We start from the raw sequence: 14,173 nt of genomic DNA, 5'->3' as shown, positions 1-14,173 counted from the left end.
GCCGTCACGCGAGCCCGGGTCGCGTGCGCACGCGCGTGGCCGGGATCTCCCGGGGCCGCGTCGCCGCGTACCACCCGGCCACGAGGAGCACCATGAGCGTGACGTCCACGACGTCGCCCGCGTAGTACATGAGCTGCGCGCCCGTGCGCGCGTCGGCGGGGGAGACGCCCGCCGGCGGGTGGGCGTAGAGCCACTTCGCGAGCACGGAGTGCGCGGCGACGAAGGCGACGAGCACCCCCGCGCGCACCCGGAAGGACGCGCGGGACGGGTGCGGGTCCGGTCCGACGAGCGACGCGGTGAACAACCAGCCCGCGAGCAGGACGTGCGCGTGCACCACCACGCCCACGACCGCGGAGGAGTGGGTGAGGTGGAAGAGCCCTGTCGTGTACAGGAGCCAGAGCCCGCCCGCGTCGAGCAGCCCGGCCACCACGGGGTGGCCGACGACGCGCGGCACGGGGGAGCGCAGCACCGCGCTGACGCGACGCGCCCGGGCGGGCGGCAGCGCGCGCAGGAGCAGCGAGACGGGCGCGGCGAGCACGAGGAGCAGCGGCGCCAGCATGCCCAGCAGGACGTGCCCGGCCATGTGGGCCGTGAAGCCCGACCGCGACGCCTCCGCGAGCGGCCCGACGGTCGCGACGCCCGCGCACGCGAGCCCCGCGTACCAGGACAGCGTGCGCCGCACGGGCCAGGGGCTGCGCGACCGGGCCGCCCGCAGCCCGGCGGCGTAGGCGGCGGCGCCCAGGGCGAGCGCGACGACCGCGACGACCGTCAGCACGGCGGGCCCGCCGGTCGCGACGTGATGGTGCGGGGGCATCACGCGGTCCCGGCGGCGCCGGCACGAGCGGGCCGCGCGCGGCGCAGGACGACCAGCCCGACGACGAGCGCGACGACCGCCGTCCCGATCCACACGACGTCGTACGCCAGGAGGTCGACGCCGTACCGGATCTGGTGGATCCCGAGGATCTTGTGGTTGAGGACGCCGTCCAGGAGCTGGAAGCCCCCGACGCCGACGACCACGGCCCCGACCCAGCGCGACCACGACACCTCCGTGCGGCGGCGCACGTCGGCGAGCAGGAACAGCCCCCAGACGGTGACGAACCAGCCCACCGCGTGGAAGACGCCGTCCGCGGCGAGCGCGACCTGTGTCGTCGACAGGTCGTAGAAGTGGTGCCACTGCAGGCCCAGGTGGAACACGAACAGGTCGATGATCGACGCCGCGATCCCGGCACCGAACAGGACGACCGACAGGACGGTCCGGCGGTCGTGCGCGCGCGCCGCGTCGGCCGGGCCGTTCACGAGCGGCCCGGGTCGTCGTCGGCGGGGTCCGGGGCGTCCTCGACGACGAGCGCGCGAAGGAGGGACTCGGCGACCTCGCGCGGGCTCACGTTCCGGTGCCGGGACGCCGAGTCGATGATGCGGCGGGCCACGTCGGCGGAGCACTGGTTCGTCTGCATGATCGCGCCGACGGCGCGCTCCGTGGCGACGGCGTCGGACATGTCCCGGTAGAAGCCCGCGGTCGAGTCCTCGAGCACCGCCAGCTCGAGCCGCAGCCCGACCGCGGACGCCACGAGCTGGGCGTACGCGTCGGCGGCGGTCAGGAGCTCCGGCGTCCACGGGTCGGGTGCGCGCGAGTACAGGTTGAGCGCGACGGCGACGTCCGCGGTGACGATCGCGGGGACGGCGACCGAGGAGACGAAGCCCTCCTCGGCGCACTGTCGTGCCCAGAGCTCCCAGCCGACCGACTCCTCGACGGACGGCACGAGCCGGGAGCCGCCGTCGTCCATCGCGTCGATGCAGGGGCCGGCGTCGTCGAGCGCCTCGGCCTGGTCGCAGCGCGCCGCGGCGTCGGTGCTGCTGCCCGCGCGCACGCTCACGCCGGCCTGGCGCATCGTCACGCTGACCTCGAGGCCGTGGCCGAGGATCGTCGCGGCCCGGTCCGCGAGCTCCTGCGGGAAGCTGGCGATGCCCATCGTGCCCTCCTGGAGGTCGGCGCCCGCGCCCACGCGGGCAGGTCCTCACGCTACGGCGGGTGCCTCCCGCTCGCGCGCACTCGCGCCGGGGTGCGCGAGCGGTTGCCGGTGCGGGGCGCGCGACTAGCGTCGCCTCATGGTGACCGTCACTCGGGCCGTGCGATGCCCCTCCGACGCGGTGCTCGGCGTCCTCGCGGACGGCTGGTCGTACTCGACGTGGGTCGTCGGGACGGCACGCATCCGTGCCGTCGACGACACGTGGCCCGCGCCCGGGTCGCGGATCCTGCACTCGGTCGGGCTGTGGCCCGCGTTGCTCGACGACGAGACGGTCGTGCGCGCCTGGGACCCGGACCGGGGGATCGACCTCCAGGCGCGCGGCTGGCCCGCGGGCGAGGCGCGCGTGCGGATCGAGGTGCGACCGACGGAGCAGGGCTGCACCGTGCGGATCACGGAGGACGCCGAGAAGGGTCCGGGCACGCTCGTGCCCCGGCCGGTGCGGAGCGCGGTGATCGGCCCCCGGAACGTCGAGGCCCTGCGCCGGCTCGCGTACCTCGCGGAGCGCCGGACCCCGTAGCGCGGGAGCACCGTGCCCGGGGCGCCCCCGCGTCAGGGGTCGCGCAGCAGCCGTGCCCACGCGGTGCGCACGAGCGCGCGGCGCAGCGACCCGCGCGGTCCGGCGGCGGCGAGAGCGGCCCGCGCCGCGTTCCACCCGCACGCCCCGTGGACCCCGCCGCCGGGATGGGCGGACGCGCTCGCGAGGTAGAGCGACGCGACGGGCGTCTCGGGGCGGCCGAGGCCGGGCGTCGGGCGCAGGAAGAGCTCCTGGTGGACGGCCGACGTGCCGCCGTTGATCGCCCCGCCCGCGAGGTTCGCGTCGGCCGCCTCCAGGTCGGCCGGGGTCTGCACGAAGCGACCCACGACCGTGTCGGAGAAGCCGGGCGCGACCCGCTCGACCGCGTCCTCCACGCGGCGCACCTCGTCCGTGACGCGCTCGCGCGTCCACGGGACGCCGTGCGGCACGTGCGTGTAGGCCCACGCCGACTCCGTGCCCGCGGGCGACCGCGTGGGGTCCGACGTCGTCATCTGCCCGAGGACGAGGAACGGCCGCTCGGGGACGTGGCCGCGCGAGAGCGAGGCCGCGACGTCGACGAACCCCGCCCGGTCGACGCCGAGGTGCACCGTGCCCGCACCGCGCGCCCCGGGCGCGGTCCACGGCACGGGCCGGTCGAGCGCCCAGCTCACCTTCACGGTCGGGTGGTCCCACTGGAACCGGCCGAGGTCGCGCACGAGCCGCGCCGGGAGCCGGTCGGCGCCGACGAGGTCGAGGTAGAGCGCGGGCGCGCTGACGTCGGCGAGCACGGCGTGGCGGGCGCGCACGTGCCGCCCGTCGGCCGTGCTCACGCCGACCGCGCGACCGCGCACCACGTGCACGCGCTCGACCCGCGCGCCGGTGACGACGTCGCCCCCGCGGGCGCGCAGCCGGGAGACGAGCGCGTCGGGGAGCCGGCCGGCACCCCCGGTCGGTACGGGGAAGCCCACGTCCTGGCCGAGCATGGCGAGCAGCCAGCCGAACACGCCGCTGCCCGCGGCGTCGGGCGGGACGTCGGCGTGCATGGCGTTGCCGGTGAGCAGCAGGCCGCCCCCCTCGCCGCGGAACGTCTCGTCGGCCAGGCGGCGCACGGGCAGGACGGCGAGCCGGGCCAGGTCGAGCGTGCCCGCCGCGCCGAGCCGGCGCAGCACGCGCAGCACCGGCCCGGCCGCCGGGAGCGGGCTGAACAGCGCGTCGAGGAGCGGGTCGCGCACGCGGTCCCAGCCCGCCACGAGCTCGAGCCACGCGTCGCCGTCGCCGGGTGCGACCTCGTCGAGCCCGGCGGCCGTGTCCTCGGCGCGGGCGCGCAGGACGGCGGCACCGCCGTCGTCGAGGGCGTGCGCGAGGACGTCCGGGGCGCGGGACCACGTGAGGCCGTGCTCCTCGAGGTGCAGTCCCCGGATCACGGGCGACCCCGCGGCGAGCGGGTAGAACGCGCTGAAGAGGTCCGTCTCGTACCCCGGCGCCGCGACCTCGGCGGAGCGGACCGCGCCGCCGTACGTCTCCTGCGCCTCGAGGACGAGCACGTCCCACCCGGCGTCGGCGAGCGCGTTCGCGGCGACGAGGCCGTTGGGCCCCGCCCCGACCACGACGGCGTCGACGGTGGTCAGGCCCACGGGTCGAGCACGACCTTGATGCAGCCGTCCTCCTTGCGCTGGAACGTGCGGTACGCGTCGGGCGCCGACTCGAGCGGCAGCCGGTGCGTGCGCAAATCCAGCACGCCGAGCGGGTCGGAGACGTCGGCGGCGAGGGGGAGGACGTCGTCGGTCCAGCGGCGCACGTTCGCCTGGCCCATGCGCAGGGTCACCTGCTTGTCGAAGAGCTGCATCATGGGCAGCGGGTCCTTCGCCCCGCCGTAGACGCCGGAGATCGAGATCGTGCCGCCGCGGCGGACGAGGTCGATCGCGGTGTAGAGGGCCGCGAGGCGGTCGGTCGCGGCGCGCTCGGTGAGGGGCGCGGCGAGCGCGTCGGGCAGGACGCCGACGACCTTCTGGGTGGCCTCGGCGACGGGGGAGCCGTGCGCCTCCATCCCGACGGCGTCGATGACGGAGTCCGCACCGCGGCCCGACGTGAGGTCGCGCACCGCGCCGACGAGGTCGTCGACCGCCGACGGGTCGAGGGTCTCGACGCCGTGACGCTCGGCCATCGCGCGCCGCTCCGGCACGCGCTCGATCCCGACGACGCGGGACGCGCCGCGGTGCAGCGCGATCCGGGCGGACATCTGCCCGATCGGGCCGAGCCCCAGCACCACGACCGTGCCGCCGGGCGGCACGTCGGCGTACTCGACGGCCTGCCACGCGGTGGGCACGACGTCGGAGAGGTAGAGGTAGCGCTCGTCCGGGGAGCCGTCGTCGGGCACGACGACCGGCCCGTACTGGGCCTGCGGCACGCGCAGGTACTGGGCCTGCCCGCCGGGCACCTGGCCGTAGAGCTTGGTGTACCCGAAGAGCGCGGCGCCCTTGTCCTGCGACCGGACCTGCGTCGTCTCGCACTGGGTCTGCAGCCCGCGCTCGCACATCCAGCAGTGCCCGCACGCGATGTTGAACGGGACGACGACGCGGTCGCCGACCCGGAGGTTCCCCGCCTCGGGCCCGACCTCCTCGACGACGCCCATGGCCTCGTGGCCCAGGACGTCGCCGGAGTCGAGGAACATCCCGAGCACCCCGTACAGGTGCAGGTCGGAGCCGCAGATCGCGGTCGACGTGACGCGCACGATCGCGTCCGTGGGCTGCTCGATCCGGGGGTCGGGCACGTCCTCGACGCTCACCTTCTCGCGTCCCTGCCAGGTCAGTGCTCGCATGGTGCTGCCGTCCTTCCGTGGGTGGTGCGTGTGCGTGGTGCGTGGTGCGCGTGCGTGGTGGGGACGGCGGGCTCAGCCCTTGCTCCCCGTCGTCGCCACCCCCTCGACGAAGTGCCGCTGGCCGAGGAAGAAGAGGAGGATCATCGGGAGGGTCGTGATGACGGAGGCCGTGACGACGACCTCCCACTGCGACTCGCCGCCGGGGCCGAACTGGTCGATGAGCGCCTTGAGGCCGCGCGGGATGGTGAACGTCGACGAGTCCTGCAGGTAGATGAGCGGGCGCATGAGGTCCGTCCAGGCTGCCTGGGCCTCGAAGAGGAGCGTCAGGACGAGGGCGGGCCGGCACAGCGGCACCGCGATGCGCCAGAACATCTGCCAGTTGTTCGCGCCGTCGAGGCGCGCGGCCTCGAACGGCTCGCGCGGCAGGCCGAGGAAGAACTGCCGCAGCAGGAACACGTAGAACGCGCTCGCGAACAGGTTCCCCGCCCACAGCGGCACGTTCGTCCCCACGAGCCCGAGCTGGTTCCAGATGAGGAACGTGGGGATCATCGTCACGGCGCCCGGCAGCATCATGGTCGCGAGCACGAGCGCGAACAGGGCGCCCCGGCCGCGGAAGCGGAAGAACGCGAAGCCCCACGCGACCAGCGCGCTCGACACCGTGACGAGGCCCGCCGCGAGCACGGTGACGACGACGGTGTTCCCGAGCCACAGCGCGAGCGGCGCCTCCTGCCAGACGGTCACGTAGTTGTCGAGCGTGAACGTGCGCGGCACGAGCCGGTTGTCGAACACCTCGGCGCGAGGCTTGAACGACGCGGAGAGCAGCCACAGCAGCGGGTACACGAACGCGACCGTGGCGAGCACGAGCGCGGCGAGCACGACGGCGCGCAGCCACCGGCGGCGCGGCCCGCGCCCGGCGCCGCGCGTCCGGGCGGGGGGCGGCGGCCCTTGCGCCTCGGGCGCGCCGGTGGCCGGGTCCGGCGCGGCGCCCGGGCCGCTCACGGCGGGGCGGGGGAACGAGGGTGCGGTGGTCATCGCTGCTCCCCCTCGTAGTAGACGAGCCGTCGGGACACGACGAGCTGGACGAGCGTGACGAGCATGATGACGACGAACAGCAGCCAGGCGAGCGCCGACGCGTACCCCATGTGGAGCTCCTGGAACCCCTCCTGGAAGAGGTAGATCACGTAGAACAGCGCGGCGTCGTTGCGGTAGGTGGAGTTGCCGGCGCCGAAGTAGGCCGAGTACGCCTCGGTGAACATCTGGAACCCGGCGATCGTGTTGATGACGACGACGAAGAACAGCGCGCCGCTGATCATCGGCACCGTGACGGCGCGCGTCCGGCGCCAGAACCCCGCCCCGTCGACGCGCGCGGCGTCGTACAGGTCGTTCGGCACGTTGCGCAGGGCCGCGAGCAGGATGATCACGGCCGACCCGACGGTCCAGAGGCTGATGAGCACGAGCCCTGGCTTGATCCAGGCCTGGTCGGTCGTCCACGACGGCCCCTGGACGCCGAACCAGGACAGCACCTGGTTGACGACGCCGTACTGGCCGTTGAACAGCAGCAGGAGCAGCACGCCGACGGCGACCGGCGGCGTCATCTTGGGGATGAAGAACGCGGTGCGGAAGAAGCCGGCCGACCGGCCCGCCTGGTTGAGGAGCAGAGCGAGCGCGAGCGCCACGACCGTGTAGAGGGGCACCTGGACCACCGTGTAGACGAGCGTGTTCCACAGCGACAGCGCGACCTTCGGGTCCTGCGCCATCTCCCGGTAGTTGTCGAGACCGACGAACGTCGGGTCGTTGATGACGTCGTAGTCCGTGAGCGACAGGTAGGCGCTGTAGAGGATCGGCCACGCCGTGAACACGAGGAACCCGACGATCCACGGGCTGATGAAGCGCAGCGCCGCGTTGCGCTCCCGCCGCGCGGACGCGCTCAGGCGCGGGCGGCGACCGCCCGGCGCCGTGCGGTGGCCGTCCGACGCCGGGGGAGGGGTCGGCAGGGTCGGCGCGACGTCGGCTGCCGCCACCTCAGTCCTCCTCGTCCCACTGCGCCCAGGCGTCGTCGAGCGCCTTCTGCGCCTCGTCCTGGGCCTGCGCGAGCGCCTCGGCCGGCTCCTGCTGGCCGTTGAGCACGCGGTTCACCGCGTCTTGCCACGCGGTCTCGAACTCGTTGTCCGCGGGGTTCGCCGGGAGCGCGAAGGTCGCGTCGTTCGCCTCGTACATCGCGTCGATCGCGTCCTGCCACGGCTGGGGCGCGTCGTCGGGCACGAGGTCGTCACGGATCTGCTGGTCCGCCTCCTCGTTGCCGGTGAGGACGCCCGTGAAGACCAGGCCGTCCTGCGCACGCGCGTCGGCGCGCGCCTGCGCCGCCTCGACCCAGGCGTCCGTCTCCGTCATGAGGCGCGCGAACCGGCACGCCGCCGCGGGGTTCTCGCTCCCGCGCGGGACCGCCCAGGCGGAGCCGGACGCGAACGCGATCGCGTCGCCGTCGGGCGTGCGCACGGCGTCGAACGCCATGGGGGCGTCCGGCGACGACTCGTTGAGCACGTTGATGTACCACTGCTCCATCGGCATCGCGCCGAGCGCGTCGGTCGCGAACTGGTTCCCGGCGCCGAAGAAGTCGGCGGAGTCGCGGAACGTCTTGACCGCCGGGAAGCCGCCCTGGGCGTCGTAGATCCCCACCGCCCACTCGAGCGACTCGACGACCTCGGGGGCGTCGAGCTGCGCGGTGCGGCCGTCCTCGGAGAGCAGGTCGGCGCCGACCGCCTTCGACCACAGCGGGAGGAATTCGGGCAGCTTCGAGTCGAACCCGATGACGCTCAGCGTCCCGCCGTCGATGCGCAGGAGCGCCTCGTTCGCCGCCGTGACGGCCTCGCGGTCCGAGCCGTTGACGTCCTCGACGGTGAGCCCGGCCGCGGAGAGCAGGTCGGCGTTCGCCATCGTCACCTGGACCTGGTTGAACTCGGGGATCCCGTACACGCTGCCGTCGAACGTCACCTGGTCGACGGCGGTGTCCACGAACGCGTCCATGTCGATCTCCTCGGCCGCGACGCACTCGTCGAGCGGGAGGATCGCGTCGCGCGACGCGAACGTGCCGATCTGGTCGCGGTTCGCGTACACCACGTCCGGCGGGTTGCCCGACGCGACCGCCGAGAGGAAGGCCTGGATGTCGAGCTCGCCCTCCGAGAGGCGCACGTCGACGTCGTCGAGGCCCTCGACGGCGCGGTCGTAGCGGACCTCGCCGATCTCGTCGCCGGTCCCGAAACCCATGACCGAGAGCTCGCCCGACGGCGACCCGTCGGCCGTGAAGTCGACGTCCGAGCCGTCGTCACCGGTGCCCTGCGCACAGCCCGTCAGGGCCAGGGCCGCGACCACCATGCTCGTTCCTGCGGCTGCCGCGCCGCGTCGGCGGACCATCATCTGCCTCCTCGTGGGAGCCACGGGGCGGACGGCAGGGGTGCGCGACGCCACCGTGTTCTCGACGGCGTCGGCGTTTCTCTGCACCGACGCCGCCAGTGAAGCACCGGCTCTGCCCGCTCACACCTCGAACCGCTGCTCGGGCCCGGCGCCCGGCGCGTGGACGGCGGGGCGCGCGTGCGGGCTCCCGCCGGGCGGGGCACCCTCGTCCCGTGGCACGAGACGAGAGCAGGACGGGACCGACCCCGCCCGCGGCCCGGGCACCCCGGGTGGTGGAGGCAGGGACACGGGCGCGCCGCGCGGTCACGGCCGCGCAGCGGCAGTGGGTGCGCCACCCCCGGTGGTCGTTGGCCGTCAAGGGGGCGCTCGCCGCGGCCGTCGCGTGGTACGTCGGGGTCCTTGCCCCGGCCCCGTTCTCCGAGTACCCCTACTACGCCCCGCTCGGCGCGGTCGTCGCGACGACGAGCACGCTCGCGCGCTCCGTCCGCGAGTCGACCCAGGCGATCCTCGCGATCCTCGTCGGCGCGGCGATCGCCCGCGGCGTCGACGTCGTCCTCGCCCCGAGCGCGCTGTCCGTGGCGGTCGTCGTGGGCCTCGCGCTCCTGTGCGCGGGGTGGCGGCGGTTCGGCGAGATGGGCACGTGGGCGGTCACGTCGGCCCTGTTCGTGCTCATCATCGGCAACGACGCGAAGGTCGAGTTCGTCGGCGCGTACGCCGGTCTCGTGGTCGTGGGTGCGGGAATCGGCGTCGTCATCAACCTGCTCGTGCCCCCGCTGCCCCTCACCCCGACCGAGGAAGCCCTCGACGGGCTGCGCGACACGCTCGTCGACCAGGTCGAGGCGCTCGGCGACGGTCTCGCGGGCGAGCGCCCGCCGTCGGCGGAGGAGTGGGAGGAGCGGCGGCGCGAGGTGGAGCCGACGCTCACCCGCGCGCGCGACGCCGTCGCGCGGACCCGGGAGGCCGCGCGCGCCAACATCCGGCTGCGTCGCCACCGCGACTGGGCCGCGTCGCAGGTGCGGCGCGCGCAGGAGCTCGAGGGGTCGGCCGACGTCGTCGAGTCGCTCGTCCGGCTGCTCGTCGAGTGGGAGCGCGAGGACCGCGACGACCCCGCGCTCGGCGCCCGCCTGCGGCCGCTCGCGGCCCGCGCCCTGGACGCCTACGCCGGTGCGCTGCGGTCCGTCGGCACGGAGCCCGCCGACGCGGACGCGCTGCGCGAGCTCTCGGCGCGGACGCAGGAGCTGCACGACGGCGTCCGGGCGGCGCGCCGCGAGGACGACCAGGACTACTTCGTCGCGGGCGCGGTCGTGCTCGCCCTGCGGCGCGGCGTGGCGGTGCTGACGGCCGGCTGACGCCGGGGAGGCCGCCGGGACGACGACGGCGGGCGACCGGACGCGCCGGTCGCCCGCCGTCGGGGGCGTCGCGCGGACGGGTCAGGAGGCCTGCGCGAAGGTCTGGATGCGGTCGATCTGGAGCGGCGGCTTCTTCTCGCCCGCGGTCACCGCGACCGGCAGCCGGTTCTGCGCCGGGGCGAGCGGGCACGTGACGAAGTTCGTGAACGCGCACGGGAAGGAGAAGGCGCGGTTGAGGTCGACCACGGTGTCGCCGTCCCGCTCGGTGTCGGGGACGCGCACGAGCCGGCCGTTGCCGTAGGTCTCCTTGCCGCTCGTGGTGTCCGTGAAGTGCGCGTTGCCGCGCTCGATGCCCGTGTCGTCGTCCGGGCGCCCGGCGACGAGGAGCGTGTGCTCCGTCCCGTCCAGGGTGAACGTCACGGTGCCGATCACGCGCTGCTCCTCGAACACGCCGCGCTCGACCGTCGGGTAGTCCGACGCCTGCTCGGCCGTCCGCGTGAACCGCGCCGGGAGGACCCACCGCTCGTCGAGCGGGAACGTCTCGATGTCGTCGAGACGCTTGCGGGCCGCCTCGCGCGGGTCGCGGACGCGCACGCCGAAGATCTGGCGGCCGGTCGCGTCGGTGCGGCGGATGGTCTCGACGCGCAGGTCGCCGTAGAACGCGGGCACGAGGGAGTACTTGTGGCCGGTCGACACGGGCGTCGGCGAGGTCACGGGGGCGCCGTCGAGCGTGACCGTCTCCCCGCTGCCGTCGGGCGTGTACACGACCTCGTCGTCCTGGACCGACCAGGTGCCGGGCACGCCCTCGACCTGCAGCGGCTCGTCGCTCGTCAGCCAGTCCTGGCTGACCATGGACATCCACCCGTAGGGGCTCGTCAGCTCGTCGATCCGGGCGCGGTGCCACCGCTCCCACTCCTGGCGGTACTCGGCGCTCACTGCGGACATGTCGGTCCTCTCGTCGGGGTTTCGGGTCACGGGTCGCGTCACAGGTCGGGTCACAGGTCGGGACAGGGTCGGGGCGCAGGTCAGGGCACGCGCGTCGCGCGCTCCACGAACGCGCACACCTGCGCGAACGAGTCGGCGTCGGCGAACGCGTTGCCCGCGGGGGTCCCGCCGGCCGACAGCTCGATGCCGGACACGGGGTGGCGCGTCGGGCCCTGCGCGACGGGGAGGTGCGGCAGGGCGATCGAGTGGCCCGCATCGGGGTAGTCGAGCAGCAGCGTCTCGTGGGCGTGGCCCGCGGCGCGCAGCGTCTCGACGACCTGGCGGGCGTACATGCTCGAGGGCCACAGGCCGTCGGCCATGCCGGAGACGCACGCGACGGGGCCCGCGACGCGCTCGACGGGGATGCGCGACGCGCTGGCGAACTCGCGGTCGCGCAGGCCGTCGACGTAGACGTCGCGGTACCGGTCCGGGGGCGGCCCGCCCGTCCACGGCTGCCACGTCACGCCGGGGTTGTCCTGCCACAGGTGCGGGAGCGGCTCGCCGTCGAGCGTCCACGTGGGGGAGTCCCACCCCTGCGCGGGGTCCGCGGCGCCCTGGGAGCCGTGCACGTGGGCCCCGGGCACGTAGGCGACGACGGCGCCCACCAGGCCGGGGTAGGTGGCGCCCAGCAGGAGCGCGAGCTCGCCGCCCCGCGATTGGCCGCTCACCACGACGACGCCGCCGCGCGGCGCGAGCTCGCGGTGCACGTGGTGCAGCGCGGTCTCGAAGTACTCCAACGGCGTGCGGGTGATGTGGTCGGGCAGCCCGGGAACGCCGAAGTAGCCGAGCGCGAGCGCCTGCACGCCGCGCGACGCGTAGAGCGCGCCGCGCTGCTCGTTGATCCCCCCGCCGGAGCCGTTGAGCACGACGATCGTCGGGTGCGGACCGTCGCCTTGCGGCACGAAGAGCGTGCCGACGAGCCCGTCCTCGCGGACCTCGCGCCGTCGCACCCCGGGCCCGGTCCAGCGCTGCACGAGGTCGGCCGTCGCGCGCTGCGTGGCGTCGGACTCGTCCCACGCCTCGAGGCGCGTGCGCAGCGGGCGCGAGACGTCGGTCGCGGCCGGCCGGCCGGCCGCTGTGCCGGGCGTCGGGTCGAGCCGCTGCGACGTGAGGAGCGCCATCCCGTCGACGCGCCCGTAGTCGCCGGACATCGGCGGGTCGCGGTCGAGCAGGACGGTGCCTGACCGGTCCGCGCGGTAGGTCGCGCGGGCGGACCACGCGGTCCCGGAGCGGTCCGTCGTCGCGCGGACCGTGACGAGCGCGCCCGGGGCGGCGCCGGTCACCTCGATGCGGCGGGGGACGTCGAGCAGGTCGTCGGCGGGGCTGACGGTGAGCCGGAGCGTCACGGCGTGCCTCCCGTCGCCGGGTCCAGCGCGTCCCAGACGTCGCGGTCGACGTCGAACGTCTCCGCGTCCGGCCGGTCGCCCGGGACGCGCCCTCCGGCGCGCGTCCAGTCGTCGCCGAGGCGGTCGGCCCGGTCGGCGAGGTCCTCGGCGCCGAACGCGCGGGGGTCCAGCGCGAGCACCCAGAGACCGCGGCCCACGGCGTCGCCGCGCGCCCCGGTCAGCAGCCCGGCGAGCGCCTCCACCGTGAGACCGAGGAGGGACCCGAGCAGCCCCGCGGGGAGCAGCGCGCCGACGGCAGCCGCGTCCCGGGTGGTCTCGCCGTCGGGGCCGAGCGCCGCGCCGTCGGGCAGGGGCGTGCCCTCCCGGGCGCGGCGCCGCGCGTCGGCGAGCGTGACGGCGCTCGTCGCGGCGTCCACGACGAGCGCACGACCCTGCCCGGCCCGCGGCACCGCCACGGCGAGCGGGTTCGTGCCGACCACGGGCGCGGTCCCGCCGTACGGGGCGACGGTCGCGGGGGACTGGGCGAGCGCGACCCCGACCAGCCCGTCCTCGGCGAGCGCGCGGACGTACGCGCCGACGCGCCCCGTCCCGCCCGCGTGGCGCACGGCGACCACGCCGACGCCGAGGCCGCGGGCGAGCCCCGCCGCCCGGCGGACCGCCGCGGCGAGCGCGACCGGCCCGGGGAGGTCGTGCGCGTCCAGCGTCGCGGTCGCCCCGGTCACGACGGCGGACGGCGCCCCGGTCCCGGCGCGCCCCGTCGTCGTCCGCTCGCGCGCGTCCCGCAGCTCGCGGACGAGGAGCGCGAGGCCGAACTCCGGCCACCCCGACGCGTCCCCCGCGACGACGGCGCGGGCCGCGAGGTCGGCGTCGGCGGGGTCGTGGGCGGCGAGCGCCGCGCGGGCCCGGGCACGGGCGGCCGCGGCGTCGACGCGCACGGTGGGGGTGGCGGGCACGGCGGTCCTCTCGGGTGGTGGCGGTGGGTCGGGTCGTGCGGGTGGGGCGGGACGCGCGGGTCGTCGCGCGGGGACGCTCAGTCGTCGCCGAAGAACGCCCCGGAGTCGATCGCGAGGCCCATGACGACGCTGCGACCGCGACGGATGTGCTCGAGCTCGAGGCGGGCCGCGCGCTCGCCGTCGCCCGCGCGGAGCGCCTCGATGAGGAGCCGGTGGTCGTCGAGCGGCGGCCCGGGCTCCAGCGGCTGGCGCCCGCAGAGCCGGAACGCCCGCTCCAGGTCCTCGAGCGCGAGCTCGGTGATCGCGTGCAGCCGGGGGTTGCGCGAGTACTTCGCGACCCGGCAGTGGAACAGGTGCGACGCCGACAGGATCGACTGCACGTCCTGCGCCTGCGGGTACGTGCCCTCGGCGATCGCCGCGAGCTCGTCGACCTCGGCCGGGCTCGCATGGGCGGCCGCGAGGCGCGTCGCCATCGGTCCCGTCGCCTCGCGCACGTCGAGCACGTCGACGAGCGTCTTGAGGGTGACCGGGGCGACGCGGCACAGCGCGCGCGGGCGCACGTCCACGAGGCCGTCGTGGTCGAGGCGGTGCAGCGCGTCGCGCACCGGCGTGCGCGACGTCCCGAACTCGGACGCCGTCTCCGTGACGTCGATCTCCTCACCGGGGCGCAGCTCGGTGAAGATGATCCGGCGCCGCAGCTCGTGGTAAATCCGGTCCGCGGCCGGGACGACGCTCATGCGCCGGCCCCGGGCACGCGGGACGGGTCGTGGT

The 14,173-nt window shown here is 75.5% G+C and carries 14 protein-coding genes; 2 read left to right on the top strand and 12 right to left on the bottom strand.

From position 1 onward, the window contains the following. Positions 1–4: 4 nt before the first annotated feature. From HKK73_RS10630 to HKK73_RS10620, 3 genes are read right to left on the bottom strand one after another with little or no spacing between them, the layout of a single operon-like run. Positions 5–814, bottom strand: a complete 810-nt coding sequence (locus tag HKK73_RS10630; protein WP_137280601.1) for a cytochrome c oxidase assembly protein — start codon at positions 812–814, stop codon at positions 5–7. Next, a complete protein-coding gene (locus tag HKK73_RS10625) occupies positions 814–1,296 on the bottom strand; it encodes a DUF2243 domain-containing protein (protein WP_137280600.1) in 483 nt (160 codons plus the stop codon). Before HKK73_RS10625 ends, HKK73_RS10630 begins: the two co-directional genes overlap by 1 nt. Further along, positions 1,293–2,003 carry an ANTAR domain-containing protein gene (locus HKK73_RS10620; protein ID WP_171467965.1) on the bottom strand — a complete coding sequence of 237 codons (711 nt, stop codon included), beginning with the start codon at positions 2,001–2,003 and terminating at the stop codon, positions 1,293–1,295. The genes HKK73_RS10625 and HKK73_RS10620 overlap by 4 nt, the downstream gene beginning before the upstream one ends. 103 nt (positions 2,004–2,106) lie before the next feature. Between HKK73_RS10620 and HKK73_RS10615 the strand changes: the two genes are divergently transcribed. After that, complete coding sequence (locus tag HKK73_RS10615; protein WP_043659384.1) at positions 2,107–2,544, top strand: SRPBCC family protein; 438 nt, start codon at positions 2,107–2,109, stop codon at positions 2,542–2,544. 32 nt (positions 2,545–2,576) lie between these two features. Here the strand turns inward: HKK73_RS10615 and HKK73_RS10610 are convergent, their stop codons facing one another. The 5 genes from HKK73_RS10610 to HKK73_RS10590 form a co-directional block, all read right to left on the bottom strand. Further along, positions 2,577–4,175 carry an NAD(P)/FAD-dependent oxidoreductase gene (locus HKK73_RS10610; RefSeq protein WP_249355911.1) on the bottom strand — a complete coding sequence of 533 codons (1,599 nt, stop codon included), beginning with the start codon at positions 4,173–4,175 and terminating at the stop codon, positions 2,577–2,579. Next, entirely contained in the window at positions 4,166–5,359 is a 1,194-nt protein-coding gene (locus tag HKK73_RS10605) for a zinc-dependent alcohol dehydrogenase (protein ID WP_021482794.1), read from the bottom strand. Before HKK73_RS10605 ends, HKK73_RS10610 begins: the two co-directional genes overlap by 10 nt. Positions 5,360–5,431: 72 nt before the next feature. Next, positions 5,432–6,391: a carbohydrate ABC transporter permease gene (locus tag HKK73_RS10600; protein WP_085387839.1), complete on the bottom strand. Its 960-nt coding sequence runs from the start codon at positions 6,389–6,391 to the stop codon at positions 5,432–5,434. After that, positions 6,388–7,380, bottom strand: a complete 993-nt coding sequence (locus HKK73_RS10595; protein ID WP_232322557.1) for a carbohydrate ABC transporter permease — start codon at positions 7,378–7,380, stop codon at positions 6,388–6,390. The genes HKK73_RS10600 and HKK73_RS10595 overlap by 4 nt, the downstream gene beginning before the upstream one ends. Position 7,381: 1 nt before the next feature. After that, positions 7,382–8,731: an extracellular solute-binding protein gene (locus HKK73_RS10590; RefSeq protein WP_253705618.1), complete on the bottom strand. Its 1,350-nt coding sequence runs from the start codon at positions 8,729–8,731 to the stop codon at positions 7,382–7,384. Positions 8,732–8,982: 251 nt separating this feature from the next. Between HKK73_RS10590 and HKK73_RS10585 the strand changes: the two genes are divergently transcribed. Next, complete coding sequence (locus HKK73_RS10585; protein WP_157446624.1) at positions 8,983–10,119, top strand: hypothetical protein; 1,137 nt, start codon at positions 8,983–8,985, stop codon at positions 10,117–10,119. A gap of 81 nt (positions 10,120–10,200) precedes the next feature. On the opposite strand, the gene HKK73_RS10580 is transcribed toward HKK73_RS10585, so the two are convergent. The 4 genes from HKK73_RS10580 to HKK73_RS10565 form a co-directional block, all read right to left on the bottom strand. Beyond that, the gene (locus HKK73_RS10580) at positions 10,201–11,064 is read right to left on the bottom strand and encodes a DUF1684 domain-containing protein (protein WP_171467963.1); all 864 of its coding nucleotides are present in this window, start codon (positions 11,062–11,064) and stop codon (positions 10,201–10,203) included. Positions 11,065–11,144: 80 nt separating this feature from the next. Beyond that, the gene (locus HKK73_RS10575) at positions 11,145–12,449 is read right to left on the bottom strand and encodes an acyl-CoA thioesterase/BAAT N-terminal domain-containing protein (RefSeq protein WP_171467962.1); all 1,305 of its coding nucleotides are present in this window, start codon (positions 12,447–12,449) and stop codon (positions 11,145–11,147) included. Further along, positions 12,446–13,402, bottom strand: a complete 957-nt coding sequence (locus tag HKK73_RS10570; RefSeq protein WP_171467961.1) for an Ldh family oxidoreductase — start codon at positions 13,400–13,402, stop codon at positions 12,446–12,448. The genes HKK73_RS10575 and HKK73_RS10570 overlap by 4 nt, the downstream gene beginning before the upstream one ends. 77 nt (positions 13,403–13,479) lie before the next feature. Continuing rightward, complete coding sequence (locus HKK73_RS10565; RefSeq protein WP_021483335.1) at positions 13,480–14,139, bottom strand: GntR family transcriptional regulator; 660 nt, start codon at positions 14,137–14,139, stop codon at positions 13,480–13,482. Positions 14,140–14,173 lie beyond the last annotated feature (34 nt).

This window comes from Cellulosimicrobium sp. 72-3 (genome assembly GCF_013127315.1).
In the GTDB taxonomy this organism is placed as follows: Bacteria; Actinomycetota; Actinomycetes; order Actinomycetales; family Cellulomonadaceae; genus Cellulosimicrobium; species Cellulosimicrobium funkei.
The sequence above is the reverse complement of the archived record's forward strand: the minus strand, read 5'-3'. Positions and strand labels throughout refer to the sequence as shown.

Excerpts from the sequence above, each read along its gene's own strand:
- HKK73_RS10630 (WP_137280601.1), bottom strand. The coding sequence starts at position 814 with ATGCCCCCGCACCATCACGTCGCGACCGGCGGGCCCGCCGTGCTGACG.
- HKK73_RS10615 (WP_043659384.1), top strand. The coding sequence starts at position 2,107 with ATGGTGACCGTCACTCGGGCCGTGCGATGCCCCTCCGACGCGGTGCTC.
- HKK73_RS10605 (WP_021482794.1), bottom strand. The coding sequence starts at position 5,359 with ATGCGAGCACTGACCTGGCAGGGACGCGAGAAGGTGAGCGTCGAGGAC.
- HKK73_RS10600 (WP_085387839.1), bottom strand. The coding sequence starts at position 6,391 with ATGACCACCGCACCCTCGTTCCCCCGCCCCGCCGTGAGCGGCCCGGGC.
- HKK73_RS10590 (WP_253705618.1), bottom strand. The coding sequence starts at position 8,731 with ATGGTGGTCGCGGCCCTGGCCCTGACGGGCTGTGCGCAGGGCACCGGT.
- HKK73_RS10580 (WP_171467963.1), bottom strand. The coding sequence starts at position 11,064 with ATGTCCGCAGTGAGCGCCGAGTACCGCCAGGAGTGGGAGCGGTGGCAC.
- HKK73_RS10565 (WP_021483335.1), bottom strand. The coding sequence starts at position 14,139 with ATGAGCGTCGTCCCGGCCGCGGACCGGATTTACCACGAGCTGCGGCGC.